This window comes from Daejeonella sp. (assembly GCF_030684675.1).
Classification (GTDB): Bacteria; Bacteroidota; Bacteroidia; order Sphingobacteriales; family Sphingobacteriaceae; genus Daejeonella.
The window spans coordinates 43,258-69,419 of sequence record NZ_JAUXXZ010000077.1 but is presented as its reverse complement, the minus strand read 5'-3'; the positions used below and the strand labels follow the sequence as shown (position 1 = coordinate 69,419).

General features: G+C 39.3%; 24 protein-coding genes. 13 read left to right on the top strand and 11 right to left on the bottom strand.

The window, feature by feature from the left end:
- The first annotated feature begins 10 nt into the window (after positions 1 to 10).
- The gene (locus Q8M41_RS16550; protein WP_305366405.1) at positions 11 to 2,128 is read left to right on the top strand and encodes a M1 family metallopeptidase; all 2,118 of its coding nucleotides are present in this window, start codon (positions 11 to 13) and stop codon (positions 2,126 to 2,128) included.
- A gap of 46 nt (positions 2,129 to 2,174) precedes the next feature.
- Here the strand turns inward: Q8M41_RS16550 and Q8M41_RS16545 are convergent, their stop codons facing one another.
- The gene (locus tag Q8M41_RS16545; RefSeq protein WP_305366404.1) at positions 2,175 to 2,522 is read right to left on the bottom strand and encodes a phage holin family protein; all 348 of its coding nucleotides are present in this window, start codon (positions 2,520 to 2,522) and stop codon (positions 2,175 to 2,177) included.
- 27 nt (positions 2,523 to 2,549) lie between these two features.
- Here Q8M41_RS16545 and Q8M41_RS16540 point away from each other — a divergent pair, with 27 nt between their 5' ends.
- The 5 genes from Q8M41_RS16540 (at position 2,550) to Q8M41_RS16520 (ending at position 8,919) form a co-directional block, all read left to right on the top strand.
- Complete coding sequence (locus tag Q8M41_RS16540; protein WP_305366403.1) at positions 2,550 to 3,008, top strand: hypothetical protein; 459 nt, start codon at positions 2,550 to 2,552, stop codon at positions 3,006 to 3,008.
- A gap of 141 nt (positions 3,009 to 3,149) precedes the next feature.
- Positions 3,150 to 3,614, top strand: a complete 465-nt coding sequence (rimP, locus tag Q8M41_RS16535; protein ID WP_305366402.1) for a ribosome assembly cofactor RimP — start codon at positions 3,150 to 3,152, stop codon at positions 3,612 to 3,614.
- A gap of 32 nt (positions 3,615 to 3,646) precedes the next feature.
- Complete coding sequence (gene nusA / locus Q8M41_RS16530; RefSeq protein WP_305366401.1) at positions 3,647 to 4,882, top strand: transcription termination factor NusA; 1,236 nt, start codon at positions 3,647 to 3,649, stop codon at positions 4,880 to 4,882.
- Between the two features lie 116 nt (positions 4,883 to 4,998).
- Complete coding sequence (gene infB / locus Q8M41_RS16525; RefSeq protein ID WP_305366400.1) at positions 4,999 to 8,016, top strand: translation initiation factor IF-2; 3,018 nt, start codon at positions 4,999 to 5,001, stop codon at positions 8,014 to 8,016.
- Between the two features lie 87 nt (positions 8,017 to 8,103).
- On the top strand, positions 8,104 to 8,919 hold the full coding sequence (locus tag Q8M41_RS16520; protein ID WP_305366399.1) for an FkbM family methyltransferase: 816 nt from the start codon (positions 8,104 to 8,106) through the stop codon (positions 8,917 to 8,919).
- 1 nt (position 8,920) lies between these two features.
- Here the strand turns inward: Q8M41_RS16520 and Q8M41_RS16515 are convergent, their stop codons facing one another.
- From Q8M41_RS16515 to Q8M41_RS16500, 4 genes are read right to left on the bottom strand one after another with little or no spacing between them, the layout of a single operon-like run.
- The gene (locus Q8M41_RS16515; protein WP_305366398.1) at positions 8,921 to 9,865 is read right to left on the bottom strand and encodes a glycosyltransferase family 2 protein; all 945 of its coding nucleotides are present in this window, start codon (positions 9,863 to 9,865) and stop codon (positions 8,921 to 8,923) included.
- Between the two features lie 2 nt (positions 9,866 to 9,867).
- Positions 9,868 to 11,703, bottom strand: coding sequence for an ABC transporter ATP-binding protein (locus Q8M41_RS16510; protein WP_305366397.1), 1,836 nt, complete (start codon positions 11,701 to 11,703; stop codon positions 9,868 to 9,870).
- Between the two features lie 41 nt (positions 11,704 to 11,744).
- Complete coding sequence (locus tag Q8M41_RS16505) at positions 11,745 to 12,752, bottom strand: glycosyltransferase family 2 protein (protein ID WP_305366396.1); 1,008 nt, start codon at positions 12,750 to 12,752, stop codon at positions 11,745 to 11,747.
- On the bottom strand, positions 12,752 to 13,627 hold the full coding sequence (locus Q8M41_RS16500) for a glycosyltransferase family 2 protein (RefSeq protein WP_305366395.1): 876 nt from the start codon (positions 13,625 to 13,627) through the stop codon (positions 12,752 to 12,754). The genes Q8M41_RS16505 and Q8M41_RS16500 overlap by 1 nt, the downstream gene beginning before the upstream one ends.
- Before the next feature lie 95 nt (positions 13,628 to 13,722).
- Between Q8M41_RS16500 and meaB the strand changes: the two genes are divergently transcribed.
- On the top strand, positions 13,723 to 14,604 hold the full coding sequence (meaB, locus tag Q8M41_RS16495; RefSeq protein WP_305366394.1) for a methylmalonyl Co-A mutase-associated GTPase MeaB: 882 nt from the start codon (positions 13,723 to 13,725) through the stop codon (positions 14,602 to 14,604).
- A gap of 7 nt (positions 14,605 to 14,611) precedes the next feature.
- Here the strand turns inward: meaB and Q8M41_RS16490 are convergent, their stop codons facing one another.
- Positions 14,612 to 15,901, bottom strand: a complete 1,290-nt coding sequence (locus Q8M41_RS16490; RefSeq protein ID WP_305366393.1) for an aminopeptidase P family protein — start codon at positions 15,899 to 15,901, stop codon at positions 14,612 to 14,614.
- A 161-nt stretch (positions 15,902 to 16,062) separates the two neighbouring features.
- On the opposite strand from Q8M41_RS16490, the gene Q8M41_RS16485 reads away from it, so the two are divergent.
- From Q8M41_RS16485 to Q8M41_RS16465, 6 genes are all read left to right on the top strand, one after another.
- The gene (locus tag Q8M41_RS16485) at positions 16,063 to 17,448 is read left to right on the top strand and encodes an OmpA family protein (protein WP_305366392.1); all 1,386 of its coding nucleotides are present in this window, start codon (positions 16,063 to 16,065) and stop codon (positions 17,446 to 17,448) included.
- Positions 17,449 to 17,538: 90 nt separating this feature from the next.
- On the top strand, positions 17,539 to 17,676 hold the full coding sequence (locus Q8M41_RS18260) for a DUF6728 family protein (protein ID WP_370870528.1): 138 nt from the start codon (positions 17,539 to 17,541) through the stop codon (positions 17,674 to 17,676).
- Positions 17,677 to 17,733: 57 nt separating this feature from the next.
- Entirely contained in the window at positions 17,734 to 18,114 is a 381-nt protein-coding gene (locus Q8M41_RS16480) for a RidA family protein (RefSeq protein ID WP_305366436.1), read from the top strand.
- Between the two features lie 2 nt (positions 18,115 to 18,116).
- Complete coding sequence (locus Q8M41_RS16475) at positions 18,117 to 19,046, top strand: EamA family transporter (protein WP_305366391.1); 930 nt, start codon at positions 18,117 to 18,119, stop codon at positions 19,044 to 19,046.
- 5 nt (positions 19,047 to 19,051) lie between these two features.
- Positions 19,052 to 21,157, top strand: coding sequence for an ATP-dependent DNA helicase RecG (recG, locus tag Q8M41_RS16470; RefSeq protein WP_305366390.1), 2,106 nt, complete (start codon positions 19,052 to 19,054; stop codon positions 21,155 to 21,157).
- A gap of 38 nt (positions 21,158 to 21,195) precedes the next feature.
- Positions 21,196 to 22,464: an MFS transporter gene (locus tag Q8M41_RS16465; RefSeq protein WP_305366389.1), complete on the top strand. Its 1,269-nt coding sequence runs from the start codon at positions 21,196 to 21,198 to the stop codon at positions 22,462 to 22,464.
- Between the two features lie 2 nt (positions 22,465 to 22,466).
- Here Q8M41_RS16465 and Q8M41_RS16460 read toward each other — a convergent pair whose 3' ends face one another.
- The 5 genes from Q8M41_RS16460 to pyrH form a co-directional block, all read right to left on the bottom strand.
- A complete protein-coding gene (locus Q8M41_RS16460) occupies positions 22,467 to 22,679 on the bottom strand; it encodes a PLDc N-terminal domain-containing protein (RefSeq protein WP_305366388.1) in 213 nt (70 codons plus the stop codon).
- Positions 22,676 to 22,900 (bottom strand): PLDc N-terminal domain-containing protein, encoded by a 225-nt coding sequence (locus Q8M41_RS16455; protein ID WP_305366387.1) that lies wholly within the window; start codon positions 22,898 to 22,900, stop codon positions 22,676 to 22,678. The genes Q8M41_RS16460 and Q8M41_RS16455 overlap by 4 nt, the downstream gene beginning before the upstream one ends.
- Before the next feature lie 68 nt (positions 22,901 to 22,968).
- The gene (locus tag Q8M41_RS16450) at positions 22,969 to 24,723 is read right to left on the bottom strand and encodes an ABC transporter ATP-binding protein (RefSeq protein WP_305366386.1); all 1,755 of its coding nucleotides are present in this window, start codon (positions 24,721 to 24,723) and stop codon (positions 22,969 to 22,971) included.
- Positions 24,724 to 24,793: 70 nt separating this feature from the next.
- Positions 24,794 to 25,357 carry a ribosome recycling factor gene (gene frr, locus Q8M41_RS16445; RefSeq protein WP_305366385.1) on the bottom strand — a complete coding sequence of 188 codons (564 nt, stop codon included), beginning with the start codon at positions 25,355 to 25,357 and terminating at the stop codon, positions 24,794 to 24,796.
- Between the two features lie 79 nt (positions 25,358 to 25,436).
- Positions 25,437 to 26,144 (bottom strand): UMP kinase, encoded by a 708-nt coding sequence (gene pyrH / locus Q8M41_RS16440; RefSeq protein ID WP_305366384.1) that lies wholly within the window; start codon positions 26,142 to 26,144, stop codon positions 25,437 to 25,439.
- Positions 26,145 to 26,162: the final 18 nt, after the last annotated feature.

The following is a 26,162-nucleotide window of genomic DNA, read 5'->3' as shown; positions in this document are numbered from 1 at the left end:
AATTTTTCTTATGAAAACAAAATTTATCTTCTGCTACCCTATCCTGGTCTCAATATTTCTGCTGGCTTGTTCTGCACCAAGAATGGTAAATCTTGATCCGGTTACGGTTGTTGAAAATTCAAAGGGCTCAGTGGTTTACAGGGGAAGCTATACTAAGAATACAGATATATTAAATATCCGGCTTGATCTTAGTTTTGATTGGGATAGCGCCTACGTAATTGGAAAGGCTACAATTCTTGCTAAACCTTATTTCTACCCTTCTGATCAGCTGGTATTGAATGCCAATGGCTTTCGTTTTAACTCCGTTTCATTGGTTAACAGCTATGATAAAAAGCCACTGCGATATACTTACGATGGCAAACTACTAAGGATCAGTCTTGATAAGATATACACCAGAGATCAGAAATACACTGTATTTATTGATTATGTAGCAATGCCCAATAAATTAAAGATCGGTGAGGATATTGCTTCGGCGGGTGATCGTGGTATTTATTTTATAAATAGAGACGGAAAGGATAAAGGGAAACCGAGACAGATCTGGACACAAGGTGAAACAGAATGTAATTCGAACTGGTTTCCAACCATAAATGGCACTCAGGAGAAAATGACTCAGGAACTTAATATTACAGTGCCAAATGAGTTTGTCAGCCTTTCGAATGGTACGCTGGAATTTTCGAGCATGAATGGGGATGGTACCCGGACAGACAGCTGGAGACAGGAGCAGCAGCACTCTACTTATTTGACCATGCTGGCAGTCGGAGATTTTACAATTACTAAGGATAAATGGCGGGGTAAGGAGGTTAGTTATTATACCGAACCCGCTTACGCTTCTACCGCAAAGCTGGTATTTGGAAAAACCCCTGAGATGATGGAGTTTTTCTCAAATAAATTCGGAATTGAATATCCATGGGATAAATACTCACAGATCGTTGTACGTGATTTTGTGAGCGGGGCTATGGAAAATACTACTGCGTCTGTATTTTTCGAGGGTATGAATATGTCAGCGGGTCAGTATCTGGATGAAAATCACGAAGATATCATAGCTCATGAGCTATTTCATCAATGGTTTGGGAACCTGGTTACAGCCGAATCATGGGCTAATCTGCCTCTGAATGAATCTTTTGCCACCTACGGAGAATATCTATGGGAAGAATATAAATATGGCAGGGATCAGGCTGATTTGAAAGGTCTGGAGGATATGTCGGTTTATATCGGAAATAAACGAAAATCAGAACCGGATGTGATCCGTTTTGATTATGCCGATAGAGAGCAAATGTTTGATGAGATCAGTTATCATAAAGGTGGACGGATACTGCATATGCTTAGAAAGACGGTCGGAGATGAGGCATTTTTTGAATCTTTAAAGCTTTATCTGAAGAAGCATTCCTATAAAACGGCTGAAATTCATGACCTCAGGCTTGTCTTTGAGGAAATTACCGGCATGGACTTAAATTGGTTTTTCAATCAATGGTTCCTTGCTTCAGGACATCCGGTTTTAAGTATTCAGAATTCTTATGATCCGGTGAAAAGAGAGATTAGTGTTAATATTACCCAGGATCAGAATCTATCAGAAACACCTCTTTACCGAATTCCAATGGCTATAGACATTTATTCTGGATCGAAGGTTGAGCGTAAAGAAATTATCCTTGAAAGGCAAAATCAATCGTTCATTTTCCCCTCAGCAAACCCTCCGGATCTTGTGAATGTTGATGCTGAAAAGTATGTTCTTGCTGAAAAAACCGAAGTAAAAAATATCCAGGAGTATATTTTTCAATATCAACATGCACCATTATTTATGGACAGGATTGAAGCAATAATGAAACTGAAGGATATGAAGGAAGAAGCTGCAGCGAGAAATACAGTGGTTTCAGCGCTGAAAGATAAGAGCTGGCTTGTTCGTCATACGGCCTTATCTGTTATTGAAAATCTGTCGGATGATGAGCGTAAAGCCGTTCATGAAACATTGAAAGAAATGGCTCTTCATGATCAGGTTTCACAAGTAAGGGCTGCGGCTATCGAAAAACTCGGGAAACATTACCGGATGGCAGATAACAAAGAGGTATTTGCTCAGGCAGCGAAAGACAAGTCTCTTCTGGTAATCAGGGTAACTGAGGCTTTGAAAGAATAATAACATACAATTCCATAACAAGGGAAAACAGTGATCGGGATTATATCTAAGCGGACTTCTCTGAATGAAATGCCGAAAATATCATATTGATCAGAGCAAGTACAATTGCAAAAAGCACGGCAGAGAAAAACCCGCTGGTATTAAAGGTTTCCATCAGGTTGTCGACTAATAGTACCATGAGAACGGTAATAATGAAAGAAACCAAACCCAGCGTAAGAAAATTGATCGGAAAGGTTAGAATACGGAGAATTGTGCCGATGGTTGCGTTTGCAAGAGCAATAAGTATCCCTGCAATAATGGCACTCCAGAAATTTTCAACATCAACTCCCGGAAGCAGGTAAGCAGCAATGGCGACAGCTGCACCCATTAATAGAATTTCAATGATCAGCCTCATATTTTTTAGTTTTTTAATTTAATAACGATGAAATTGAAGAATCTATTCCATATTTCGGTAATTTTTTTGATTTTATTTAATTCCTGTAAACAGGAAATAGTTCAGGAAAGTACCCAAAATAAACTAATAATCAGGCTTAATCCCGACAGCAGCTCGATAGAATTAATTGGTTTAGCAAGTCCTGTTTTAGAGGAATTAAGGACTGATTCTCTCCCTGATTCGCTCTGGACTAATTTTTTTGCAGTTTATGAAGAACCAATAGATCCCGAAATGAGAGATTTTCAGCCGGCTTTGGGGGGTATCTATACCATTGAGGGGGAAAGAGTTCGGTTTAAACCAAAGGATAATTTCAAAGAGAACCGATTATATTTTGCCCGGTGTTATACAAAACTATTGCTTCAGGATGCCGAGGATCTGATTGAAACAAGAGAACTGTTTATTTCAGACGGGTTTACAGAATATAAATTCAGTCTTTCAAAAAATTAAGTCTTATAAATGTATTGAAATCAGGTATTTGCAATGACGGATAGTTTTTTTATATTTGCATCGATCTGAGAAGAGCCCCGACAATTTCGGGGCTCTTTTTTTACCAACCTGTTTTTCAAGGGAATTAAAAAAAGGTCAATCATGAATATAGAAAAACGTGTAATTGAGTTAGTTGAAGAAAAGATTGCTGACCGTCCGGATTTGTTTCTGGTGGACGTTCAGATGCATGGTAGCGGAATTTTGTCTATTTTAGTTGATGGAGACAATGGTGTTGCAATCAGTGATTGTGTTGCAATAAGCCGGCATGTGGGTTTCCATCTTGAAGAGGAAAATGCTATTGAACAAGCATACAGACTGGAAGTTTCCTCACCGGGAATAGATACCCCTCTAAAATCATTGCGCCAGTTCCAGAAAAATATTAGCCGTTTATTAAAGGTTAAACTCAAAGACGGCAATATCAGGGAAGGTAAATTGATGAGTGCAGATGATTCAGGAATAACTATACAGGAGAGTGTTAAGGAAAAGGGTAAAAAAGCAGTTTTGCTTGAGAACTTTATAAAATTTGAAGATATATCAGAAACGATAGTTTTAGTGAGTTTTAAATAACGTCAGTCCCGGACTGACAAATTCAATAAAAAATGAGCAATATTAATTTAATCGATTCATTCCAGGAGTTTAAAGACTTCAAGAATATTGACCGGCCTACGGTTATCAGTGTGTTGGAAGAGGTTTTTCGCAGTATGTTGCGGAAGAGGTATGGCACAGACGAAAATTGTGATGTGATCGTCAACCCGGATAACGGGGATTTGGAGATCTGGCGTACAAGAACAGTAATGGAAGATGGTTTCTCGGAAGATGATGATCTGGAGATCGAACTTGCCGAAGCAAAGGGAATTGATCCTGATCTTGAGGTTGGGGATGATTTTATTGAACAGATTACCCTCGAAAGTTTTGGCCGAAGGGCGATTCTGGCAGCACGTCAAACCCTTGTTTCCAAGATTCTGGAACTTGAGAAAGACGAAATTTTTAAGAAATACAAAGACCGTGTTGGTGAGATTGTAACCGGAGAAGTATACCAGGTTTGGAAAAAAGAGACTTTAGTACTCGACGACGAAGGGAATGAGCTTTTATTGCCTAAAACAGAGCAAATTCCTGCCGACTATTTCAAAAAAGGAGATTCTGTACGCGCCATCATTGAGAAAGTAGAAATGCTGAATGGTAACCCTAAGATCATCATTTCCCGTACTGCACCGGAGTTCCTGCAACGTTTGTTTGAGATGGAAGTTCCGGAGATTTTTGATGGCTTGATTACTATCAAGAAAATTGTTCGTGAACCAGGAGAAAGGGCTAAAGTTGCGGTAGAGTCTTATGACGACAGGATTGATCCGGTTGGAGCTTGTGTGGGTATGAAAGGATCACGTATTCATGGTATTGTTCGGGAATTGAAGAATGAAAATATCGATGTAATTAACTTTACAAATAATATTTCATTGTATATTCAAAGAGCATTAAGCCCGGCGAAAATTACAAGCATCAAACTTGATGACGAAGAAAAGAGAGCGGCAGTTTATCTAAAACCTGATCAGGTTTCGTTGGCAATTGGCCGTGGCGGTCACAATATTAAGTTGGCAGGAAAGCTTACAGGATACGAAATTGATGTATACCGTGAAGCGCATGAAGATGATGAGGATGTTGATATTGAGGAATTCTCAGATGAAATTGAGGGCTGGATAATTGACGAATTCAAACGTGTTGGTTTAGATACAGCGAAATCTATTTTAAGTTTATCTGTAGATGAATTAGTTAAACGTACTGACCTGGAAGACACTACAGTGAAAGATGTGATTGAGATCCTAAAGTCAGAATTCGAATAATTTATTCGATTGCAGCTCTTTGAAAAATTGCGGGCTTAAGAAAAAGCCCAATCCTCAAAGCATATAACATATAAAAAACGTACTTTTGTACAAAAATAGCGAGGTTAAAATAATAAATGTCAGAAGGTAAAAGCACAAATTTACTTAAAGCTGCGAAAGAGCTGAATATCGGCCTGAACACTGCGGTGGAGTTTTTAGGGAAAAAAGGTCACAAAGTTGAGGCCAGACCCAATACCAAACTCACCGATGAGATGTACGATGTTCTTCTTAAGGAGTTTCAGGGTGATAAGATCGTAAAAGAAGAAGCTAAACAAATTGTTATTGGCAAGATTCGTCGCGATGATATTCCTGTAACTAACGAAAAGACTGAGCCACAGCGTTCAAAGGATTTTGAACAGGAAGAGATTCTGATCAAGAATGTCAATCCATTTACTCCTCCTGCAGTTGAGAAGCCAAAAGCTGAATCTCAGGAGCCTGTAGCTACTGAGCCTAAATCAGAAGAAGGTGCTTTGCCGGGTGTTAAAGTGGTCGGAAAGATCAATTTAGATGACCTGAATTCCAAAACCCGCCCGGATAAGAAAAGTCCGGAACCTGAAAAGCCCGTTGTTGTATCAGCCCCGGCTGCTAAAGTTGAGGAGCCTGTAAAAGTTAAAGAACCGGAAGTAATTCCACAGCCTGCTCCTGAAAAAGCTGAACCTAAAGTTGAAACAGCACCTGCAGCAGAAATTAAAGAACCTGCTGAAAGTCCGAAAGAAACTATTAAGGAACAGCCTGAAGTTCCGGCTGCTAAACCGGTAGTTGAAGAAAAACAAGAAAATAAACCAAATACGCAGGAAAGTAATCCTGATGCTACTGTTATTCGGGCCAAAGCAGAACGTCTTTCAGGTCCGAATGTGATTGGCAGAATTGAGTTACCTGTTTCACCGGCCCGCCGTGGGCAGCCGGTTGCCTCTTCATCGAGTGCTGCTGGTGCTGACCATAAGCGTAAACGTAAGCGCAAAGATAATGCTCCGGGACAACCCGGTCAGCCTACGCAACAGGGTCAGCAGGGTCAGCAAGCCGGTGGATCACCACGTCCTGCACCCGGTGCTGGATATCAGGGTAATCGTCCTGATTTCAGAAATGCAAGACCCGGACAAGGAGGAGGAACAGCAGGTGGTGCTGCCCGTCCTGATTTCAGGAATAAACCACGTACACCGGATACTCCAAAAGCTGAACCAACAGATAAAGAAATTCAGGATCAGATCAAAGCAACACTTGCACGTTTAAGTGGTGCAGGTAAATCAGGAAAATTTGCACAGCGTGCAAAATTACGCCGTCAGAAGCGTGATGATGTTGCTCAGACTGCTGAAGATGCAGCATTGGAAGCAGAAATGCAGTCCAAAACCATTAAGGTTACTGAATTTGTTACTGCAAATGAGCTCGCACTAATGCTTGATGTTCCTGTTACTCAGGTTATATCAACCTGTATGAGTTTGGGAATGTTTGTATCGATCAACCAAAGACTTGATGCTGAAACTCTGACAATCGTAGCGGATGAATTCGGTTATGAAGTTGAGTTTGTGAAACCTGAAGATGAAGAAATTGGTTTACTTGAAGAATCCGACAGTCCTGAGGATCAATTACCAAGAGCTCCGATCGTAACCGTAATGGGTCACGTGGATCATGGTAAGACCTCGTTGCTTGACTTTGTTCGTAAGACCAACGTTATTGCAGGAGAAGCAGGAGGAATAACCCAGCACATAGGTGCTTATGAGGTAACTCTTGAAAATGAGCGTAAAATAACTTTCCTGGATACTCCGGGTCACGAAGCCTTTACGGCCATGCGTGCCAGGGGTGCCAATGTTACCGATATTGCAATTATTGTAATTGCTGCTGATGATAGTGTGATGCCTCAAACGCGTGAAGCTATTAATCATGCACAGGCTGCAAATGTGCCGATTGTATTTGCCTTCAGTAAGGTTGACAAGCCGGGTGCAAATGCTGATAAAGTTCGTGAACAGCTTTCTGCAATGAACATTCTGGTTGAAGATTGGGGTGGAAAATATCAGAGTCAGGAAATTTCAGGTAAAACCGGAGCAGGTATCGATCTTTTACTTGAAAAGGTGTGCCTTGAGGCGGATATGCTTGAATTAACAGCTAATCCTAATAAACGCGCAATAGGTACAGTTATCGAAGCTGCATTGGATAAAGGCCGTGGTATTGTTACTACTGTTCTGATCCAGGCTGGAACATTACGGGTTGGGGATGCGATACTTGCCGGTGGATACAGTGGGAAGGTTAAAGCATTACATAATGAGCGTGGAGTTAAGCTAGATCATGCCGGACCATCAACACCTGTGCAGGTATTGGGTATGCAGGGCGCACCAACCTCAGGTGATAAGTTTAACGTGATGGAAAGTGAAGTTGAAGCCCGTCAGGTTGCCAATAAGAGATTGCAGTTACAACGTGAGCAGGGATTACGTACTCAAAAACATATCACATTGGATGAGATCGGACGTCGTTTGGCGATCGGAAACTTCAAAGAGCTGAACGTGATCGTTAAGGGTGACGTGGACGGTTCAATTGAAGCGTTATCCGATTCCCTACTGAAACTGTCTACTGAACAGATCCAGGTGAATATCATACATAAATCTGTGGGTCAGATATCTGAATCAGATGTATTATTAGCTTCGGCTTCCGATGCGATCATCATTGGTTTCCAGGTTCGCCCTTCTGCAAGTGCACGTAAACTGGCTGAAGCAGAACAGATCGATATCCGTCTTTATTCAATCATCTACGATGCCATCAATGAGGTGAAAGCCGCGATGGAAGGTATGCTGGATCCTGAATTTGAAGAGAAAATTACTTCAAACGTTGAAATTCGTGAGGTATTTAAGATCAGTAAAGTGGGTACAATTGCAGGGTGTATGGTACTGGACGGAAAGATTACCAGGAACAGCAAAATTCGTATCATACGTGATGGTGTAGTTGTTTATACCGGTGAGCTTGCCTCATTGAAGCGTTTCAAAGATGATGTGAAAGAAGTTGCTACCGGTTATGAGTGTGGTTTAAATATTCAGAACTTCAATAATATTGAAGTAGGTGATATCGTTGAATCATACGAGCAGGTAGAAGTGAAAAGGAAATTATAATCTGAACAAATAATATTAAAAGCGATCTATTTGGTCGCTTTTTTTGTTTTGGCTGATTGATGTTTAATACCTATAAATCTGACAGGTGTGGGTTTAAGAAAAGAATTCAGAAGACTTAAAAGACGCATACAAATGAGGCTTAATTCGGGCGATATTAAGCTGGAATTAGGTCGGATTGCCGATTATAAACACTTCACTGTTGGATATGCTCATGTATTCGATAAACCTTTTAAATTTCATCACGGACCAAGTTTTTCGGAATCCTATATTGAACTTTTCGAGACGGAAATTTATCGGTTCGAACCCAGTGCCGGCTCAGGGATTATTCTCGATTGTGGTGCAAATATGGGCCTGAGTGTTTTATATTTTTCACTCAATTATCCTGATCATCATATTATTGCATTTGAACCTGACGCAGATATTTTCGCGATTTTGAAAGAGAATGTTGAGACCTTTGGATTGAAAAATGTGACACTTCATCAAAAGGCGGTTTGGACACAAAAAGAAACCTTAAAGTTCTTTACCGATGGTGGCATGGGTGGCAGAGTAAATAATGAATACTCCCGGCAGGAGCCCAAACTTATTGAAGCTGTTCCTTTACTCGATTACCTGACAGAGGATGTCGATTTTCTAAAAATTGATATTGAAGGAGCTGAGGATACTGTTTTGAAATATTGCGGAACAAGTTTGCAGAATGCAAAGCATATCTTTTTCGAATACCATAATAATGTGAATTCAAAGCAAACCCTGCATGAGCTTCTTGCACTGGTTGAAAGTTTAGGTTTCCATTATTATGTCAAGGAATCAGCTACCCGAAAACGCCCATTTGTAGATACCAGACTCATTTGCGAGAGCTTTGATATGGCCATTAATGTGTTCTGCTATAAAGAAAAGCAAGCCTGAACTAATCTGAAAAGATTCTTCTGATTTTTCCTCCCCACAATTCTTTCAGAGCAAAATTTAGTTTACTGAAAGCACTTTTTTTGTTAATGCTGAATAGTATCCCGCGATTCTTATGGATCAGCTTCGCCAGTCCGAATGAAATATATTCCTCTTTATTCTTTTGAAATTCAGCATAGAGATTTTGTATAAATTCGGGATTTTTATTCTTTGGATATTCAAGGCAGGACTTGATCCAGAGCATTTTCCGCTCATACTTCATTGCGGCAGTAAGTGGATTTCTAAGCGTATTATCCCTTTTCCGTTTTAAAATATTCGTGTCAGCTTTCTGATGCTGCCGGTATTTGACAAGGCTTTCACTAATGAAATCTATGCTGCCCAGATTTGTAGCAACGTATCCCATCCACCAATCATGAAAATAAGCATTGGGGAAAGGTAAGAGCTCATCTTTAAGCTCTTTTTTCATTAACACTGAATGTCCTGAAATGCAGTTAAAGAACAAAAAGGCCTCGGGTTGATTGCCCCGATACAAATTCATAATATCCGACATATTCCTGTGCAAAGATTGACCATTCTGGTCTACGAATTCGGAATCATGATAAATCAGTAAATGATTTCCAATGGCCTTAACCTGCTTTTCTATCTTTTTTAAATCCCAGATATCATCCTGATCTGATAAAGCAATAAAATCGCCATTACACAGCAGGAGTGCCTTTTCAAAATTTCTGATATAACCGAGGTTTTCCGAATTCACAAAAACTTGAATGTAGGGGTATTTAGCAGCATATTCTTCCAGAATTTTTAAGGTATTATCTGAGGAACAATCGTCAACGGCTATCAGTTCAATTGCCGGGTAGCTTTGATTTACAATAGAATCAAGCTGTTCTATTAAGTAAGCTTCTCCATTGTAGGTACATAAAGCTATAGAAACCAATGCTTTACCATTCATTTCTATTCGTTGAATGTTTGCATTTCGATCAGCTTTCTATAGAGGCCATCAGCCCTGATCAGTTCATTATGGGTGCCCTGTTCTTCAATTTTACCATTCTCAAGAACAACAATTAGATCAGCTTCCTGTATGGTGCTCAGGCGGTGGGCAATTACAATAGACGTACGGTTTTTCATTAAATTTTTCAGCGCGTTTTGAACCACTTTTTCTGATTCAGTATCCAGAGCAGATGTAGCTTCATCCAAAAGAAGGATGGGTGGATTGGCAAGTACAGCTCTTGCTATGCAGATCCGTTGTTTTTGTCCTCCCGAAAGTTTCATCCCCCTGTCACCAATATTGGTTTGGTACCCATCTGAGGTATGGATTATGAACTCATGAGCATTTGCAATTTTGGCCGCTTCGGTTACTTCCTCCACGGTAAATGATCTGCCAAATGCAATATTATTGAATATGGTGTCATTAAAAAGGATGGATTCCTGATTTACAATGCCCATCAGTGCCCTGACATCACGCATGCTGATATCCTTTATATTAAGTCCATCCAGACAGATTTCACCATGTAATGGATCCATAAATCTCGGTAAGAGATCCATAAGGGTTGTTTTCCCTCCTCCTGAAGGACCCACCAAAGCTACAGTACTACCTTTTAATATTTTAAAATTGATGTTTTTTAATACCTCTTTTTCACCATAGGCAAAAGAGACATTTTTTAATTCAATACAATCGTTGAATGAAGTTTTTGAAACCGGATTTTGTTTATCAATAATGTTTTCAGGTGCATCCAGTAATTGAAATACGCGCTCCCCTGCAGATATACCCTGGGAGATATTACCAAAGGCTTCTGAAATGGCTTTAGCCGGATTAATGATTTGTGAAAATATGATGATGTAGCCAATAAATTCAGCTCCCTGAAGATCTGATCCCTCCTGAAGAATCAGGGTACCACCATAGAAGAGGAGCGCAGCCACCGTAATCACACCCATCATTTCTGAAACCGGTGCTGCCAGTAAAACCCTTCTGGCTAGCCTCCTGTGGATTTTACTCGTCCACATATTTATAGCATTGAATTTCTCCTGAATATAGTGCTCGGCATTGAACGATTTAATGATTTTGACTCCATTAAGTCCCTCATCTATACTGGATACTAATACTCCTAAAGATTCCTGAGCGGCAGTTGCATGTTTCTTCAACCTTTTGACAATCACAGAAATAAGCAGGCCTGATACGGGAATAAGGATGAGTGCAAAAAACGTCAGTTTGGCAGATATTGTAAAAAGTACAGCAAAATTCAAAATTATTGCAATTGGCTCGCGAAGAATAACTTGTAAGGATCGTATGATAGAGTCCTGAATGGTCACTACATCGGTCATGAATCTCGAAATAAGGTCACCTTTACGCTGACTACTAAAGTATTGGATATCAATATTAGTTAGTTTTCTGAAAATGCTACTCCGGATGCGGGTTACAATCATTAACCTGAAATTCTCAATTACCCTGGCCGATAAATATTTAAACAGATTACTTAGTATTACAGAAATAACAATGGTAATGCTTACCATTTTTAAAGCTCCTACCTTACCCGAAGTGTTGATGATGCTTTGGAAATAATAATAAAACAAGTCCTTGAAATAGCTCAGGCTAAAATCGAATGAGGGTGAGGCAACTAATGCCTTTGCTCCGGTATCATTTGACTGATCAAACAAGAGTTCAAAAACAGGGATCAGTAATGTGAAATTTAGAAGTCCGAAAATGACACCTAATACTGATGTGAAAAAGAATGGAACCGCAAATTTCTGTACAGGGGCAGCAAAAGCAAAAAGTCGAAAAAAGGTCTTCATAAAAAGATTTCTAAAACAAAGTTAATCATTTTGAAAGATGTCTAATTTCTCCCGAAAATGATTGTTTGCCCCTCAAGCATCTTATTCATTTTATTAATGACATCATCAATGCTTATCCTACTATTATGTCGGGCCATTAATTCCTTCATTTTTTTGCGGGAATGTATTGCGGGATTAAGATTGTTCAAAAACATTCCAAAACTTTTATAATAGTAGAATTTTAAACCAATCCACATAAAGAGCATATCAATAAAAGTGATCTGGAGGAGCCAAAAAACTAATCGGATTTTGCTTAAATGTATGACATGTACGAAAAGCCTGTTTCGAAAGAAAATGGCCTTAACCCAATTTCGGGTACGATAATTTTTGGTTGTGGATGAATGATCGTGAATGCAATAAGATTTCGGGTCATAGTAACATTTCCAGCCCAAGCGCCATGCCCGTAGTCCCAGTTCAAAGTCTTCACAATAAAATGGTGAGAAGATTTCATCAAATCCGCCGATATCCTTTAATTTTTTTGTGTCGATTAAGGCATTTGCACCTGATAAATAGGCTGTGGGAGTAAGAAAATCCTCATTTTCCAGGTGATAAAAATTATTGGCTTTAATTTTAAATCCGGAGTATTTTAAAAATCTTGCGGTGTCCTGCGTTTCACCGTTTTTGGCTCCAATGATTTTACTCATTACACCAAAAGTGTCCGGAAGTTCAAAATATTTAAACTGACTTTCGAAATAGTCCTTATTCAACTCAATATCCGTATTAAGTAGTAAAACCAGATCTTTCTCAGCTAATGTAATTCCTTTATTACAGCTTACTGAAAATCCCTGGTTTTTGTCGTTAATTATCAAACGTACAAGGGGATAGTTTTGCCTGATAAATGCTACAGAACTATCTGTTGAACAATCATCTGTAATGATGATTTCAAAATCTGTTTTGGCATTGTTTAAGGCTTCGTAGACAGAAGGAAGATTTCTTTCCAAGAGGTGTCTGCCGTTATAATTTGGTATAACTACAGATATACTTTTTCGGGAATTTAACTTACCGGTCATTAAACAGTTTTGTAGTTTTTATATTCTCCGATTCTCCATTGCGACAGATCTTCAATTTTTTGTAAAATACTACGCCTCAGGCTCATTTTCTTTTTCATTAGCGTTGGATCAACCTGAAACTTCCAGTTACTGACTTCAATCCGTTTCTGCATAACCTGGGGGTGTGTACCTTCGAATCTGATCAGACGATCGGCATTGCCATAATCAAATTCAATATTTTCAGGAAGATGTTCCTGGATCCAGGAATCCTCATGGTAAAATTTATTAAAATTGCGAACTTTATTTCCAAGACCCGCGGGCGGCTGAACCCAGCCGTAATGATAAATATAAGCCTCTATTGGTTTTACGTTTATTTTTCTGCCATTTTTTCTAAAGCCTTGCGCATCCCGGTAAGAATGAACTCCGGGATCAAATTTTAAAACCCTAACCTCATTTCTATACCATCGTCTGGAGGAAGCTATGAAATCATAAGAGCCATAAAAATGCAGGTATTTAAATAAAAGGCCCTCAACATTTTTCTTGTTCAGATTCTCTTCCATAGCCTCTTTTATCACCGGAAGATAGTTTTCATGCACACACTCATCCCCCTGGATATAAAATGCCCAATCGGTATCTTTTGAAATCGCAGCATAAGCTTTATCAGTTTCCTGTGCAAATGTTCTCCCACCCTCGCGGATGCTTTCATCCCATACGGTATGAATAATTTTAATTTTTGGAGAACCGATACCTTCAATAAGTTCCAGTGTATTGTCGGTACAATCGCCAACTGCAATTACAAATTCATCGCAAACAGGCAAAATAGAAAGAATTGCCTGTACCACAGGGTAGTCATTATTAACAGCATTACGTATGAATGAAAAACCTGTAACTTTCATATTGGAAGAATATTGCGCAAAGTTAAATAAATTAGCCTCTTTTGCTTAATGTGCCCTAATTGTAAAATGAAATTAAAAACAGCTTACTTTGTATCATGCATCGAGACAAGCATAATAATTCCATACTGCTCCAGGACTTTAGAAAATTAGCCAGAGAATTAACCATTGTAGAAAATGATTTACCTGGTGCTGATGACTTGTTAAGGGATCTCAAATCAAATAATACTCCTGTTATTGGGATCACCGGCCCTCCGGGTGCAGGTAAAAGTACCCTGGTTAATGCAATGATAAACCAATTAAGTGCAAAGGGAAAACGTATTGCTGTTCTTGCAATTGATCCAACTTCACCATTTAATCAGGGCTCACTTCTCGGAGATCGTGTCAGAATGGCAGAACAATTCAATAAGTCGAATGTTTATATCCGTTCGCTGGCAACCAGGGGCTCATTAGGGGGCTTATCGGGCAAAACAATCGAAATGTGTGATGTGCTTAAAGCTGCAGGGTTTGATTATATTCTGGTTGAAACAGTCGGAGTTGGTCAGTCGGAAGTTGAAATTGCCGGACTTGCAGATATCAGTGTGGTGGTTCTGGTTCCGGAGTCGGGTGATGAGATCCAAAATATGAAATCAGGATTAATGGAAATTGCAGATATATTCGTTGTGAATAAATCTGACAGGGAGGGTGCTGATACTTTTGCCAATAATCTCAAAAAACTTGTCCATCAAAAGCCTGAACCAATCCCTGTTATTAATACCGTTGCTGATAAATCTATTGGAATTGAAGAACTGATGAAAGCTATTGAAAATCAGTCGGTTAAAGAAAACACAAGGCGTATGTTTTTACTCGCGGAAAAGGCCTGGAAGCTGCTTCAGCATCAGAAAATGAAGAATTTGGATAAAAATCAGCTTCAACAAGATATTATTAAAGCATCAGCCAATCCTGATTTCAATCTTTATAAGTTTATAGATAGCCTTTAGAAAGAACCTAAGAATTCATAATTTCTTCTATTTCTTCAACTTCAACCGGAATATCATCCATTAGGTCGATATTGCCATTTGTTGTTATCAGAATATTATTTTCAATCCGTATTCCCAAACCTTCTTTTGGAATATAAATTCCGGGTTCACATGTCAGAAGATTCCCGGCTTCAAAAGGCTTATACCTGCTGGCAAAATCATGTACATCCAAACCAAGGTGGTGTGAAGTACCATGCATAAAATACTTTTTATAAAGTGGAGCTTTAGGATCTTGTTTAGCTATATCCTGTTTGTTGAGTAAACCAAGCCCAATCAGTTCAAATTCAACTATTTTACCAACCTCAGCATGATAGTCATTCCATATCGTTCCCGGAAGAAGCATTTTTCTTGCTTCTTTCATAATCCGTAATACTGCATTATAAACATCTTTCTGGCGTTTACTGAAGCGCCCATTGACAGGCACTGAGCGGCTCATGTCAGCATTGTAATTAGCATATTCTGCCCCAAAGTCAAACAGAATCACATCACCATCTTTGCAGATCTGGTTGTTATCATTATAGTGAAGAATATTTGCATTTTTACCCGAAGCTATGATTGGGTTGTATGCATGACCACTTGCTCTCTGCCGAATAAATTCATGGATAATTTCAGCTTCAATTTCGTATTCAGCTACTCCTGGTTTTATAAATTTCAGGATTCTGACAAAGGCATCCCGGGTAATTTCACAGGCTTTTTTTGTCAGTTCAATCTCGATTTCGGACTTTACTGGGCGGAGCTCGCGCATTATCAAGGCAGCCCGCTTATAATTATGTAGTGGATAAAGATTCTTTATTTTTTCGATAAACCGGATATCAAGATAGGGAACCTTATGGGCATAGCGATCATTCTCATTGGTGTTGAGATAAATGCTTTCCGCATAAGCTATTATGGCTGGTAAAATATTCCAAAATTCATCAAGCCAGTATATAGAATTGATGCCTGAAACATTTTTTGCTTCCTGAATCGTCAATTTATGACCTTCCCAGACAGCAATGTATTCATTTGTCTGTCTTAAAAACAGGACTTCTCTGTATAGTGGATTAGGACAGTCGGGAAATAAAAATAAAATTGTTTCTTCCTGGTCTATTCCGCTTAGGTAAAACAGATCTGCATTTTGCTTGAATGAATGAGTTTGATCGCCACTTCGTGGAAATTCATCATTAGATTGAAATATGGCTATAGAGTTCGCAGAGAGTCTTTTTGTAAAATTTTGACGATTTTTTTGGAAGAGTTGCCTGTCAACGTGAGGATATTTCATGTTAAAAGTATATTTTTTTGTGTGCAATAAAACGATTTAGGATGTAATTTTTGTCAAAGAAAATGATTGGAACAGTATTTGATTATTTGCACAAGTCAAACTTATGACTATTTTTGTGTAAATTACACTAATGAAATTTGTTAACCTTTAAAAAAACGATTATGAATTATTCTACATTAAAGAAAGCCCTTGTGTTTTCATTAGTAGCAGCGTTGGGCCTCAGTGAGGTTTCTTTCGCACAAGATGCTACTAGCTCCTCTGCCAAGGTATTTGGTGGGAGAGGCCAGTATAGAACCTGGAGTTTAGGTGTCAATGCCGGAGTACTAGCACCTGTTGTTGCTATTGGCGGAACTAATGACTTTTCTAAGTGGAGCCCATCTTTAGGATATGGACTTACTTTAAGAAAGGCAGTAGATCATATCTTCGGAATTCAATTTGCTTACCACGGCGGAGAGCTTAGCTATGATAATGATGGCGCTACAGTTAACCTTGGATCAGGCCCACGTACTGACGGAGTTACCAAAATCAGCCATGCATTAGACCTTACAGGTATTGCTAACGTAGGTACAATTGATTTCCTTAAAAGAGAAAACGCAGTCAACTTCAATTTAAAAGCTGGTTTCGGTTATGCTGCTTATCACTGGAAAGAAATTAACCCTAACTCAACTCCTCCTAAAGGAACCTATGGTCCTAACAGAGATCGCAACAACATCCGTAACATGTATGTTCCGGTTGGTGCTGGTATCAAATTCAAAGTTTCTGAGCGTGTTAATTTCGATCTTGGTTACACCATGAACTTCCTTGATGCTGATAATCTTGATGGTACAAAAGGAAAAGGTTTCACAAAGGATAAATGGTCTTATACCTCTGCTGGTGTTGAATTCTCTTTAGGATCAACTGCTAAGCCGAACTTAGACTGGGTTAATCCACTTGCCTTAATGTATGATGAATTAAAAGATCCTACATTACGTCAGGAAGTTGAAGCATTAAAAGGCCGTGTAAGTGCACTTGAAGCTGCTGATCTTTTAAAAGATTCTGACGGTGATGGTGTTGCTGATAAATTAGACAAATGTCCTAACACAGAAGCTGGGATTAAAGTTGATGGTTCTGGATGTCCTTTAGATGTTGATGCTGATGGTATTCCTGATTCAAAAGATGCTTGTCCTACTGTTAAAGGTATCGCAAGATTGAACGGATGTCCTGAGATTTCAGATAGAGGTCCTGTTGTTCCAATCCAGTTTGAGTTTAACTCTTCAGTTTTGAGAACTTCAGCTTATTCAGTTCTTGATGGATTAGCTTCTTCACTGAAAGCAAATTCTTCTGCAGTAGTTCAGTTAGACGGTCACGCTTCTGCGGAAGGTACTGAAGAATATAACATGACTTTATCAAGAGACAGAGCTAATTCTGTTAAAACTTACCTGGTTAACGCTGGTATTGCTTCAAACAGAATTGCAACAACTGCTTATGGCGAAAGCCGTCCGGTTGCATCTAATGCAACTGAAGCAGGACGTTCCGAAAATCGTCGTGTTGAGATCAAACAACAATAAACAATACTGTATATAAGCATATTGTAAAAAAAGAATCCCGTCCCGATTATTTCGGGACGGGATTCTTTTTTTATTTAATATTTTTGTTCTATGTATTTTTTTAGAAAACACGATCCTAACAGACCCTCAAGTTTCAATCTGAAGGTAATGCATATAATTAACACCCTTGCTGTAGTGTTATTTCTGGGAGGTATTATTTATAAACTCCTTGAATGGTATGTATTCTGATTTAGCAGCAGCTTTCCTTTAGGCCGCAATGATTCTGTACCGAATTAAATAAAAATGATGAAATCAATAATTTATACTGAAAAGGCACCTGCACCTATCGGACCATATAGTCAGGCAGTGCAGGCAGGAAATATGTTGTTCATATCCGGCCAGATTCCAATAGATCCGGCAACAAACCAGCTTATCAATGGAAGTATTGGGGATGAAGCCCGACAGGTGATGAAGAATTTGGATGCATTACTTTTATCCGCCGGATTTTTATTCGAGGATGTGGTAAAAGCCACTATTTTTTTAAGCGACATGAATCATTTTGGCGAAGTTAATGAGATTTATGGTTCATACTTTCGCTCAGATTTTCCTGCAAGAGAAACCGTTGCCGTTCTTGGCTTACCCAAAAATGTGAATGTAGAAATCTCCCTGATTGCCGTTAAGTCCTGATATTGAAAACGGGCCGACTGAAATATTTTTTAGCCGCAATTATATCTGTGGTAACCTGGGGCTTTTTCTCTATTCCACTTCGTAAAATCCAGCATTACCCCTCAGATGAGATATTATATTACAGGATATTCACTTCACTAATATTTACCTGGGCTTTCATTGTATTATTTCGCATTAAAAATGTAAAATCTGACCTGGATTATTTTTATTCTCTGGACAATCAGGGACGCAGGAGAATTATCATTCTATGCCTGCTTTCGGGGGTATTAATAAGCGGGAACTGGTTCACCTATATATATGCTGTAAATAATGTTAATTTAAAGTCTGCGGCCTTTGCCTATATGGTATGCCCTCTGATTACCGCATTTGCTGGTTTCCTGATTCTAAAGGAAAAGCTCACCATACTGAAGCTCGTTGCACTTGGAATTGCTTCAGCTAGTATTTTGATCCTTGCACAGGGATCCCTGAGGGATGTTTTGTGGTCTGTATTTGTTGCTGCTCTTTACAGTTTTTTTCTGATTGCACAGAAAATAATGAGCAGGATGGATAAGTTCAATATGCTTGGTTTACAACTCCTGATAGCAGCTATCTTAATGTTTCCATTTTATATTTATAGCTTCCGGAGCTTTCCTCTTGATACCTACTTCTGGATTGATATTGTCATAATTGCAATTTTTTTTACCATAATACCTCTATTTTTAAGCCTGTATGCCCTGATCGGCATGCCTTCATCCACATTGGGTATCATTATTTATCTCAATCCGATTGTTGCTTTTGCAGTCGCATTTTTCTACTTTCACGAGGGAATTAGTCTGCATCAGTTATACGCATATTCCCTGCTATTAGCCGCTGTTATTGTTTTTAACTGGAATACGATCAAAGAAATATTTTTTAAAGTTCCGGTCAGTGAATTACCGGAAATTACTCCCTGAATGGATTGGCAGAACAAATCTTAAAAACTCCTGTAGAGTATTTAAAAGGTATAGGTTCTCAGCGTGCTGAGATACTTAAGAAAGATCTTGGGATATTTACTTATGACGATCTTCTCCACTATTATCCCTTCCGTTATATTGACAGAACCCGTTTTTATAAGATTCGCGAATTAAATCCCGATTTACCATCTGTTCAAATACTTGGACGGATTATTTCAAAAGAGATATTGGGTGATAAGCATACCAAAAGGCTTGTCGCGAGATTCAAGGATGATACCGGAAGTATTGAACTTGTTTGGTTTCAGAGTATCCGCTGGATTGATAAGATCATCCAGCCGGGTTCAGTTTTTATTGTTTTTGGGAAGCCTGTAATTTTTAACGGACACTTTTCGATCTCTCATCCTGAACTTGAGCCTTATCAACCTAATGCAGAGAACAGAGGTAATCTTACTCTACAACCAGTTTACAGCTCTACTGAGAAGTTAAAGCAGTTCAACCTTGACAGTAAAGGCATTCAAAGGGCTCAGGCTGCTCTTATTGACCAGGTAATCAGGCAGATTAAAGAAAGCCTGCCTGATTATATATTGGATAGACATAAACTGATTGGCCTGCAGAAAGCACTTTATAATATTCATTTTCCTGAAAACACCGAAATTCTCAAGACAGCAGAGACCCGTATAAAATTTGACGAATTGTTTTTCATTCAGTTGAAACTATTGAGGACCAAACTGGTTCGGACTCAAAAGTTTAAAGGAGCTATCTTCAGTAATGTGGGAGATAATTTCAATACTTTTTATTCAGAGAAATTACCTTTTGAGCTCACTGATGCACAAAAACGTGTAATTAAAGAGATCAGGCAGGATACCCAGCGTGGAGTGCAAATGAACCGTTTGCTTCAGGGTGATGTTGGCAGTGGAAAGACAGTGGTTGCCCTGATGATTATGCTACTGGCCATAGATAATGGTTATCAGGCCTGTATAATGGCCCCAACTGAGATTTTGGCTCAGCAACATTATTTGTCTATTAGGAGTCTGTTAGGCGATGACTTTGTCAGTGTAGAGATATTGACTGGTTCTACTGTGAAAAAAGCCAGAACAAGTCTTCATCAACGTCTGGAGAGTGGAGAGCTTGATATTCTTGTTGGTACACATGCGCTGATAGAAGACGCTGTTAAGTTTAAGAACCTTGGGCTTGTTGTGATCGATGAGCAGCATCGTTTTGGGGTTGAACAGCGTGCTAAATTATGGCGTAAAAATGTGATCCCTCCGCATGTACTCGTTATGACTGCCACACCCATTCCAAGAACTTTGGCAATGACTCTGTATGGTGATCTGGATATTTCAGTCATAAATGAGCTTCCTGCAGGAAGAAAACCGATAAAAACTGTTCATTTATACCACAACCAGCGTTTAAGGATGTTTGGTTTTATGCACGAGGAAATTGCAAAAGGCAGGCAGATCTATATTGTTTATCCTTTGATCAAGGAAAGCGAAAAGCTTGATTTATTATATCTTGAAGCCGGTATAGAAGCGATTATTGATGAGTTTCCAATGCCTGAATATCAGCATAGTATAGTTCACGGTAAACTGGCAGCAAAGGAAAAGTCATCCGAAATGCAGCGTTTTGTTAAAGGAGAAACACAAATTATGGTAGCTACAACTGTGATTGAGGTTGGAGTCAATGTTCCGAATGCCAGTGTGATGATTATTGAAAATGCTGAACGCTTTGGATTATCTCAATTACATCAGTTGCGAGGGAGGGTTGGCAGAGGGGCGGAGCAATCTTTTTGTATATTGATGTCTGGAAGCAAGTTAAGCAGCGATGCCAGAACCCGGTTGGATACGATGGTTAGAACCAATGATGGATTTGAGATTGCAGAAATTGATCTTCAGCTCAGAGGGCCCGGAAATATTGAAGGAACTCAGCAGAGCGGGCCGCTTGATGTGAAATTGGCTGATCTTTCAATGGATCAGAAACTTTTAGCTGATGCCAGGCAAACGGTTATACAGATACTTGAGGACGATCCGGAATTAAAGTCTGATTCAAACTTGCTCTTAAAGCAATATTTTGAACAGAAAACGGGTGGAATCAGCTGGGATAAAATATCTTAAAGAAATTATTTTACAATAAATGAAAGGATTTAATAATAATGACTGCTAGCAAGTCTTCAGAGGCTGTCAATGATCCCTATATCGCAATGCGTTTTCCGGAGTTCCGCTCCTATCTGGCCATGCGGTTTTTATTCACTTTTGCCTATCAGGTACAGGCTGTTGTAGTTGGATGGCATATTTATCAGCTAACCAAAGATCCGCTCTCTCTGGGGCTTATAGGTCTCGCAGAAGCTATTCCTTCAATAACAGTGACCCTTTACGGTGGATATATTGCTGATAAATCGGATAAAAAGAAACTAATGATCTGGATCATCCTTGCGATGCTGCTATCAAGCCTTGTATTGATGCTTGTATCCAGCCCTGAGGGACTTGAGTATCTGGGACAAAAATCAGTCATTTTGATCATGTATCTGATGATATTTTTTGTGGGAATCGCCAGAGGTTTTTATTCACCTACTGCTTTTACCTTAGTGGCTCAGATCATCCCCAGAGATCATTATGCAAACTCATCAACCTGGAACAGTGGAATTTGGCAGATTGCATCGATCATGGGGCCGGCTGTTGGTGGATTGTTATATGCATTCAGCGGTATTACCGCTTGTTTTGTAGTGATCGTCAGTTTTATGGCCATGGCACTGGGATGCATTGTCTTTTTTGTCAAAAATTATCCCCCTCAGTTTGTTCCAAGGGAAAATATATTTAAAAGTCTTTCGGAGGGCATCAAATTTGTCTTTAATAATAAAATGATTCTGGGTGCATTAAGTCTGGATATGTTCTCTGTATTTTTTGGGGGTGCGGTTGCCTTGATGCCTATTTTTGCTCATGACATTCTGAAGGTTGGTTCGGAGGGCCTTGGTTTTCTACGTGCTGCACCGGCTGCAGGTGCAGTGATCACGATGTTTATCATGGCCAGATATCCTCCGATGAACAAGCCCTGGAGAAACCTGCTTTTGGCTGTTGCAGGTTTCGGTCTGTCTATTATTTGCTTTGGACTTTCACGTAATTTTTATTTGTCTTTAATCTGTCTTTTCTTCGAGGGTGCATTTGATAGTGTCAGTGTAATAATCCGGTCAACCATATTACAGTTGCTAACCCCTCAGGAAATGCGTGGAAGAGTTTCGGCAGTTAACGGCATGTTTATTAACTCATCGAATGAGATTGGTGCCTTTGAGTCGGGAGCGACCGCAAAACTTATGGGGACAATACCTTCAGTGCTTTTTGGAGGTACGATGACACTATTGATTGTGTTTTTTACTTATCTGAAAACCAGGAAGCTTGTCCCTTTGGGATTGAAGCAAATTAACTGAGATTAGATTCTGTTTGTTCTTCCAGCAACAAAATAGATTATAGAACCAAGTATTGGTGCAATTAGAATTACAATTAGCCAGAGTAATTTTGTATTTGTAGGCTTATTGCTTCTGAACAGGTCAAGCAAAGTATAGACGATCAAAATTGCCCAGAGAATCCCAAACAGAAAGCGGAAGATATTTCCGATAAAAAGTAGACTTGTTAGTGTGATCATAATGCTTTTTGTTTTCGCCCCCAGAAAAGATAAACTACTGCTCCAAGGTATGGTGCTATCAGTATAAAAATGATCCAGAGAAATTTTTGACTCGTACTTAAGTTTTTTGACTTCAGAGTATCGAAAATTGCAAATGGAATAATGAGAAGAAGGGATACAATGGCAAATATTACCATAATCCATTCCCAAATACCAAAGCCTGATGTGAATACTCCGATCATAGGATGTTAAGATATTCAAACATGACCTTAAAAAGGTTCATGGTTCATTGCTGAATATACAAAATTATTTAAACTTCTGTACTGTATTTCTCGCCGATCTGTTGGCGCCACATGGCGTAATATAGACCTTTTTCTGCAATCAGTTCATCGTGTTTACCTGATTCAATGATATGTCCCTTCTCAAGTACGAAGATTTTGTCAGCGTGCATAATGGTTGAAAGCCTATGCGCAATTAGTATTGTAATATGATCCTGAATAACAGAGACATCACGAATAGTTTCGGTAATTTCCTCTTCGGTAATTGAATCGAGTGAAGAAGTAGCCTCATCAAATACCAGGATATTTGGTTCGCGTAATAGAGCCCTGGCAATAGAGAGACGCTGTTTTTCGCCTCCTGATACTTTTACGCCACCTTCACCGATCACCGTATCCAAACCTTTGTCTGCACGCGCAAGTAAATTCTGACAGGCAGCTTTTTGCAATACACGCAGGCAATCTTCATCACTGGCATCCGGACGAACGAAGAGCAGGTTTTCCCGGATTGTACCTGAGAATAATTGTGTATCCTGGGTAACAAAACCTATTTTTTCACGCAGTTCATCCAGATCAATATCGGTTCCTGGAATATCATTATAAAGTACCTGCCCGGCCTCCGGATGGTATAAACCAACCAGAAGTTTTACTAAAGTAGTCTTTCCAGATCCCGAAGGCCCAACAAAAGCAATCGTTTGTCCTTTTACAGTCCCAAAGGAGATATTTTCAAGTGCATAACGGTTTGCCGATTGATGTTTAAAGCTCACTGAATTGAATTTAAGACTGGTGATGCGGCCCAAAACTGCCGGTTTTAATGGTTTTTTCTCTTTTGGAGTACTTAATATCCCTCTAAAATTATCCAGAGATACCTCGGTTTCCCGGTAAATATTGATAATGTTTCCGAGTTCCTGTAATGGCCCAAAAATGAAGAAGGAATAGATGAAAAGTGAGAAAAACTCGCCTACACTGATTCTGCCTGCGAATATGAGGTAAAGCATCAGCAGGAGAATCATGTTTCTCAATAAGTTTACGAGGGTACCCTGGATAAAACTAAGGCTGCGGACATATTTTACTTTCTTCAGTTCAAGTTTTAATATTTTATCAGTGGTATTACTCAGGCGCTTAATCTCCTGACTGGATAGTCCAAGGCTTTTTACAAGCTCAATATTACGAAGTGATTCGGTGGTAGATCCTGCTAGTGCTGTGGTTTCACTGACAATAGTTTTTTGTACAATTTTAATTTTTTTACTCAATACAGAACTGATCACGCCAAGAATCGGGATTACAGAAACGTAAACCACAGCAATAGACCAATGGATATTGATGGCATAAACAAAGACAAAAGTTACCCCTACCAATGAAGTAAACACAATATTAATGAGGGCAGTGATTAGCTTTTCGGTATCAGTTCTTACTTTTTGAAGGATTCCCAATGTTTCTCCACTTCGCTGGTCTTCGAATACGGAGTAAGGTAATTCCAGGGAATGAGCCAATCCATCTGAATAAATCTTTGCTCCCAGACGCTGGGTGATCACATTCACATAATAGTCCTGAAAGTTTTTTGCAATTCGGGAAACCATTGCCACACCCATTGCCGCAAGGATGAGTAAACCTGCACCCTGAAAGAATTCTTCAGTGGTATATTCATGATATCGGGTTACATAGGTATCAATGATCTTTCGGAAGATCCAGGGATCAAGCAGAGAAAAAATTTGATTAATTGCTGCCAGAAGCAGAGCCAGGGCAATAAGTCCCTTGTAATTTTTTAAATAATCTGCTAATAGTTTCATATGGTATCAAAATTAAAAAAGGGAATACTGCTTTTGCCATATTCCCCTTCTTTTTACAATCATATTAAGATTAGACAGTCATGATATCTTTTTCCTTGGCCTCCATCAGGCGGTCAATTCTTACGATACACGAGTCTGTTAATTTTTGAACATCACCTTCACCTGTTTTAATTTCGTCATCTGATACCCCCTCAGATTTTGAGCGTTTAATTTTTTCATTCGCATCTTTGCGGATATTTCTGACTGCAATGCGACCCTTTTCAGCCTCTTCTTTCACTTTTTTCACAAGGTCTCTACGGCGCTCTTCAGTTAACGGCGGAACGTTTAAGCGGATTACAACCCCGTCATTTTGAGGGTTTAGGCCGATATTTGCCTCCATAATTGCTCTTTCTATAGGAATCAGCATCGTTTTTTCCCATGGTTGAACAACTAATGTACGTGCATCAGGAGTATTGACAGTACCGATCTGGTTCAAAGCAGTTGGAGTTCCATAATAGTCCACAAATATCCCGTCGAGCATGGAAGGCATTGCTTTACCAGCACGAATTTTTACCAATTCATTATCACAAAACTCAATGGCTTTTTCCATATGAGCTTTCGCATCATCTAGTTGTTTCTTAATTAGCTCGTTCATAATATATCTGTTCGATCTGTAAAATTAATTAAATTCCGGTTATTCTCAGGTATTTAAGCTCTACCCAATCTTTGATTTCTTAGCCTTTCACTAATGTACCAATAGGTTCACCATTTACCAGACGCATTAAATTACCTGGTTTATTCATATCAAAAACAATGATTGGCAGGTTATTTTCCTGACAAAGGGTGAACGCGGTCATATCCATAACATTCAGATTCTTTTTGTAAACCTCATCAAATGTTATTTCATCGTATCTAGTGGCATCTGGTTCCTTCAATGGGTCAGCAGTATAAATTCCATCTACGCGTGTGCCCTTCATTACAACATCTGCATTGATCTCAACCGCTCTCAGAGAAGCTGCGGTATCAGTTGTAAAATATGGATTACCTGTTCCCGCACCAAAGATCACGATCCTGCCTTTTTCGAGGTGGCGGACTGCACGGCGGCGAATAAAGGGTTCACAGATCTGCTCCATTTTAATAGCAGTAAGCAAACGTGTTTTTACACCGGTTTTTTCAAGTGCATCCTGCAAAGCCATGCTGTTAATCACTGTAGCGAGCATACCCATGTAATCTGCCTGCACACGATCCATACCTGCTTTTTCAGCACTCAGACCACGATAAATATTACCGCCTCCAATTACGAGTGCAATCTCTACCCCTTTAGCATGTACGGCGTGAATGTCTTTTGCATATTGAGCAACACGGTCAATGTCTATACCGTATTGTTTCTCACCCATCAATGCTTCACCGCTTAATTTTAACAGGATACGTTTGTACTTCATGGAGATAATTTTTTTAAA

Excerpts from the sequence above, each read along its gene's own strand:
- pyrH (WP_305366384.1), bottom strand. The coding sequence starts at position 26,144 with ATGAAGTACAAACGTATCCTGTTAAAATTAAGCGGTGAAGCATTGATG.
- Q8M41_RS16460 (WP_305366388.1), bottom strand. The coding sequence starts at position 22,679 with ATGATCACACTAACAAGTCTACTTTTTATCGGAAATATCTTCCGCTTT.
- Q8M41_RS18260 (WP_370870528.1), top strand. The coding sequence starts at position 17,539 with ATGTATTTTTTTAGAAAACACGATCCTAACAGACCCTCAAGTTTCAAT.
- meaB (WP_305366394.1), top strand. The coding sequence starts at position 13,723 with ATGCATCGAGACAAGCATAATAATTCCATACTGCTCCAGGACTTTAGA.
- Q8M41_RS16450 (WP_305366386.1), bottom strand. The coding sequence starts at position 24,723 with ATGAAACTATTAGCAGATTATTTAAAAAATTACAAGGGACTTATTGCC.
- Q8M41_RS16505 (WP_305366396.1), bottom strand. The coding sequence starts at position 12,752 with ATGACCGGTAAGTTAAATTCCCGAAAAAGTATATCTGTAGTTATACCA.
- Q8M41_RS16545 (WP_305366404.1), bottom strand. The coding sequence starts at position 2,522 with ATGAGGCTGATCATTGAAATTCTATTAATGGGTGCAGCTGTCGCCATT.
- rimP (WP_305366402.1), top strand. The coding sequence starts at position 3,150 with ATGAATATAGAAAAACGTGTAATTGAGTTAGTTGAAGAAAAGATTGCT.
- Q8M41_RS16550 (WP_305366405.1), top strand. The coding sequence starts at position 11 with ATGAAAACAAAATTTATCTTCTGCTACCCTATCCTGGTCTCAATATTT.
- Q8M41_RS16485 (WP_305366392.1), top strand. The coding sequence starts at position 16,063 with ATGAATTATTCTACATTAAAGAAAGCCCTTGTGTTTTCATTAGTAGCA.
- Q8M41_RS16490 (WP_305366393.1), bottom strand. The coding sequence starts at position 15,901 with ATGAAATATCCTCACGTTGACAGGCAACTCTTCCAAAAAAATCGTCAA.
- infB (WP_305366400.1), top strand. The coding sequence starts at position 4,999 with ATGTCAGAAGGTAAAAGCACAAATTTACTTAAAGCTGCGAAAGAGCTG.
- Q8M41_RS16465 (WP_305366389.1), top strand. The coding sequence starts at position 21,196 with ATGACTGCTAGCAAGTCTTCAGAGGCTGTCAATGATCCCTATATCGCA.
- Q8M41_RS16480 (WP_305366436.1), top strand. The coding sequence starts at position 17,734 with ATGAAATCAATAATTTATACTGAAAAGGCACCTGCACCTATCGGACCA.
- Q8M41_RS16540 (WP_305366403.1), top strand. The coding sequence starts at position 2,550 with ATGAAATTGAAGAATCTATTCCATATTTCGGTAATTTTTTTGATTTTA.
- Q8M41_RS16455 (WP_305366387.1), bottom strand. The coding sequence starts at position 22,900 with ATGATCGGAGTATTCACATCAGGCTTTGGTATTTGGGAATGGATTATG.
- frr (WP_305366385.1), bottom strand. The coding sequence starts at position 25,357 with ATGAACGAGCTAATTAAGAAACAACTAGATGATGCGAAAGCTCATATG.
- Q8M41_RS16515 (WP_305366398.1), bottom strand. The coding sequence starts at position 9,865 with ATGAATGGTAAAGCATTGGTTTCTATAGCTTTATGTACCTACAATGGA.
- Q8M41_RS16500 (WP_305366395.1), bottom strand. The coding sequence starts at position 13,627 with ATGAAAGTTACAGGTTTTTCATTCATACGTAATGCTGTTAATAATGAC.
- Q8M41_RS16510 (WP_305366397.1), bottom strand. The coding sequence starts at position 11,703 with ATGAAGACCTTTTTTCGACTTTTTGCTTTTGCTGCCCCTGTACAGAAA.
- nusA (WP_305366401.1), top strand. The coding sequence starts at position 3,647 with ATGAGCAATATTAATTTAATCGATTCATTCCAGGAGTTTAAAGACTTC.